A 3,771-nucleotide genomic window follows, 5' to 3' on the forward strand; every position below is an offset into this window, starting at 1 on the left:
CTTCATGGCCGGTATAGGTGCCCACTCCGGAAATCACGACCATCAATCCAAAAATGACCGCCGCTTCGAACCATAGCCGCTGCACCAGCAGCCAGGGAACAGTCAGGATAAAGGCAAGCAAGGCAAAGCCGTCCCTGACGAAGACGGTTTTGTCATCGTCACGCTGGCCGTCCAGCTCAGGTGCCAACACAATGAAACTGGCCATGTTTCAGCCTTTCAAAGTACCCTTGGTGGATGGAATAGCATCCTTCTGCCGCGGATCGGTTTCTATGGCGTGCCGTAACGTGCGCGCGACCGCCTTGAAGCAGGTTTCGGCGATATGGTGATTGTTGGCGCCATAAAGGTTCGAGACATGCAATGTTATTCCGGCATTCTGCGCCACCGCCTGGAAGAACTCACGGACAAGTTCCGTATCGAAAGTGCCGATTTTTGCCGCGGAGAACTCAACTTGCCATACGAGAAACGGACGGCCCGAGATATCGAGGGCAGCGCGCGTCAGCGTTTCATCCATGGCGAGATCCAGCGAGGCGTAACGGGTGATGCCGCGGCGATCACCCAGCGCCTTGGCAATGGCCTGGCCGATGGCGATGCCCGTATCCTCCACTGTGTGGTGATCATCGATATGCAGGTCGCCCTTGGCTTTGATATCCATGTCGATCAGAGAGTGACGGGAGAGCTGCTCCAGCATATGGTCAAAGAAGCCGACGCCRGTAGAAATATCGAACGCCCCGGTACCATCCAGATTGACCGATACGGCAATGCTGGTTTCCTTGGTGCTTCGCTCTACCTTCGCGGTGCGTGTGTTGACGCTTGTCATTACTATTTCCCGCCACAGGGGTTTGTAAAAAACCGTTCCAAATGAGGCCTTCTAAAACACGAATGGCGAATCTCCAAATGCTTTGATGGCGCAGACCAAGGTCGTGACCTGAGCAGCATTTGCAATTCTGCGAGCGCTTCATACATAAGTGGAACAGAAGGGGTTCGATCTGCTGCCATTTGGGGCATAATCGAATTTGCTTGAAGGAGAATCGAATGCAAGAACACAATCCCTCAACCATGTATGGAACCACGATTGTCACTGTCCGCAAGGATGGCAAGGTCGTCATTGCCGGCGACGGGCAGGTCAGCCTTGGCAATACGATCATGAAAGGCAACGCGCGCAAGGTACGCCGACTTGGCAAAGGCAATGTAATCGCCGGATTTGCCGGTGCCACCGCCGATGCATTCACCCTGCTTGAGCGGCTAGAAAGCAAGCTCGAGCAATATCCGGATCAATTGACGCGCGCCTGTGTCGAACTCGCCAAGGACTGGCGCACCGATCGCTATCTGCGCCGGCTGGAAGCCATGATGCTTGTCGCCGACAAGTCGGTCACCCTTGCGCTGACCGGTACTGGCGACGTGCTTGAACCCGAACATGGCGTCATGGCCATTGGCTCCGGCGGCAATTATGCGCTAGCCGCTGCACGCGCCCTTGCCGATACGGATTTGAGCGCCGAAGAGATCGCCCGCCGCGCCATGCAGATCGCCGCCGACATTTGCATCTTTACGAATACGAGCGTCACACTCGAGACTCTTGATGCCGAATGAGCCTATCTATCGCTACCGCTTCATCCCGGTGGAACCCCGCCATTTGAACATGATTTCGGAATGGCTGGCGGAGCCGCATGTGGCGAAATGGTGGAATGAAGATGCCGACGTAGAGATGGCGTCAATCGCGGAACACATGGACAGCGTGTCCGTGGAGCCGTTCATCATCATGCTCGGCGATGAAGCGATTGGCTATCTGCGGACCTACGATCCACACCTGGAGGATGATCACCCTTACCAGGATCAGCCGACCGGGACACTCGGACTCGACCAGTTCATCGGCGAACCCGATCTGATCGGTCAAGGCCACGGCCCTCGCCTGCTTGACGAGTTCGTGTCACTGCTCTTCGAAGAAGGCGTGCCTCGCGTTATCGTCGATCCTGACCCAGCGAACAGCCAGGCGATCAAGGCATACAAAAAGGCGGGCTTCGTCGCTTTCGATACCCGGACATCCATTTACGGTCCCGCCCTCATGATGGCACGGGACAACCCTGACCTTGTGTCTGAACAATCGCCCGACGACGGGCAGGAAACGAGATTACAATGACAACATTTTCCCCTCGCGAGATCGTCTCCGAACTCGACCGCTACATTATTGGCCAGAATGACGCCAAACGCGCCGTCGCTATCGCCCTGCGTAACCGCTGGCGCCGCCAGCAGCTCGAAGGTCAAATGCGCGAAGAGGTGATGCCGAAGAATATTCTGATGATCGGACCTACCGGCGTCGGCAAGACGGAAATATCCCGCCGCCTCGCCAAGCTTGCCGGTGCACCCTTCATCAAGGTGGAAGCAACCAAATTTACCGAGGTCGGCTATGTCGGCCGCGATGTCGAACAAATCATTCGCGATCTCGTCGAAGTCGCCATCGGTCTCGTGCGCGAAAAGAAGCGCGAGGATGTGAAGGCCAAAGCTCATGTAAATGCAGAAGAACGCGTTCTCGATGCATTGGTGGGCAAGACCGCAAGCCCGGCAACACGCGACAGTTTCCGCAAGAAACTGCGCGACGGTCTGATCGACGACAAGGAGATCGAGGTCGAGGTTGCAGACACCGGTTCAGGCATGCCGAATTTCGAACTACCGGGCATGCCCGGCGCAAATATCGGCGTGCTCAACCTCAGCGACATGCTGGGCAAGGCCATGGGCGGCCGCACCAAGACGGTGAAGACGACGGTCAAGGAATCGTATGGTGTCCTGGTCAATGACGAATCCGACAAGCTCCTCGATCAGGACCAGATCACCCAGGAAGCACTGCGTTCTGCCGAAGATGACGGCATTGTATTCCTTGATGAGATCGACAAGATTGCAGCTCGTGATGGCGGCATGGGCGCCGGTGTTTCGCGCGAAGGCGTGCAGCGGGACCTGCTGCCATTGGTGGAAGGGACGACCGTCGCCACCAAGTACGGTCCGATCAAGACAGACCATATCCTATTTATCGCATCTGGTGCGTTCCATGTTTCGAAGCCCTCTGACCTTCTGCCGGAACTGCAGGGCCGCCTGCCCATCCGGGTGGAGCTTAGCGCTCTGACTCGCGATGACATGCGCCGCATTCTGACCGAGCCGGAAGCCAGTCTGCTCAAACAGTATATCGCGTTGATGGCTACAGAGGAGGTCACGCTCAATATCACCGACGACGCCATCGATGCTTTGGCCGATATCGCAGTCGATCTGAACTCGACTGTCGAGAACATCGGTGCACGCCGTCTGCAAACGGTCATGGAGCGGGTGCTCGATGACATTTCGTTCAACGCACCTGACAAATCGGGCGCCGAACACACGATAGACGCCAAATATGTACGGGAGACCGTCGGAGACCTTGCCAAGAATGCGGATCTCTCCCGGTTCATATTGTAGACGTCAACCGCTGAGGCCGGCGATTAACCAGTACAGAAATCCAGGCACTGGAAATTGCCTGGATTTTTCGTTTAATGGGTCGAATCGCACCAATAGGAGTACTCCCATGCGCATTTTGCCCATACTCCTCCTACTAACTGTCCTGATTGCTTATTCCGGAGCAACGGGGGCCAGCGCAGCTGAGCCTTGCGATACCGCCAGCAGTAGCCAGGCGGACCTCAACGAATGCTACGGCAAGGCTTACAAGAAGTCCGATGACAACTTGAATGCGCTTTACAAGCAGATCACGACACGTTTGAAGGACGATGCGGTAACGACGAAACTGCTCGTAAC

General features: G+C 56.2%; 6 protein-coding genes. 4 read left to right on the top strand and 2 right to left on the bottom strand.

The window, feature by feature from the left end; all coding sequences use genetic code 11:
• The coding region (locus ACXJ5O_RS21280; RefSeq protein ID WP_457301629.1) for a DUF2628 domain-containing protein at positions 1–205 on the bottom strand (205 nt) is incomplete at its 3' end.
• A 3-nt stretch (positions 206–208) separates the two neighbouring features.
• Complete coding sequence (hisB, locus tag ACXJ5O_RS21285; protein WP_457301630.1) at positions 209–817, bottom strand: imidazoleglycerol-phosphate dehydratase HisB; 609 nt, start codon at positions 815–817, stop codon at positions 209–211.
• Between the two features lie 215 nt (positions 818–1,032).
• On the opposite strand from hisB, the gene hslV reads away from it, so the two are divergent.
• The 4 genes from hslV to ACXJ5O_RS21305 form a co-directional block, all read left to right on the top strand.
• On the top strand, positions 1,033–1,587 hold the full coding sequence (gene hslV, locus ACXJ5O_RS21290) for an ATP-dependent protease subunit HslV (RefSeq protein ID WP_457301631.1): 555 nt from the start codon (positions 1,033–1,035) through the stop codon (positions 1,585–1,587).
• Positions 1,577–2,134, top strand: a complete 558-nt coding sequence (locus ACXJ5O_RS21295; protein WP_457301632.1) for a GNAT family N-acetyltransferase — start codon at positions 1,577–1,579, stop codon at positions 2,132–2,134. The genes hslV and ACXJ5O_RS21295 overlap by 11 nt, the downstream gene beginning before the upstream one ends.
• A complete protein-coding gene (gene hslU, locus ACXJ5O_RS21300; protein WP_457301633.1) occupies positions 2,131–3,438 on the top strand; it encodes an ATP-dependent protease ATPase subunit HslU in 1,308 nt (435 codons plus the stop codon). Before ACXJ5O_RS21295 ends, hslU begins: the two co-directional genes overlap by 4 nt.
• Before the next feature lie 106 nt (positions 3,439–3,544).
• The coding region (locus ACXJ5O_RS21305; protein ID WP_457301634.1) for a lysozyme inhibitor LprI family protein at positions 3,545–3,771 on the top strand (227 nt) is incomplete at its 3' end.

Source organism: Phyllobacterium sp. P5_D12 (assembly GCF_054049495.1).

What these genes read in the sequence shown, in the direction of transcription:
- hslU (WP_457301633.1), top strand. Translation starts at nt 2,131, where the DNA reads ATGACAACATTTTCCCCTCGCGAGATCGTCTCCGAACTCGACCGCTAC.
- ACXJ5O_RS21295 (WP_457301632.1), top strand. Translation starts at nt 1,577, where the DNA reads ATGCCGAATGAGCCTATCTATCGCTACCGCTTCATCCCGGTGGAACCC.
- hslV (WP_457301631.1), top strand. Translation starts at nt 1,033, where the DNA reads ATGCAAGAACACAATCCCTCAACCATGTATGGAACCACGATTGTCACT.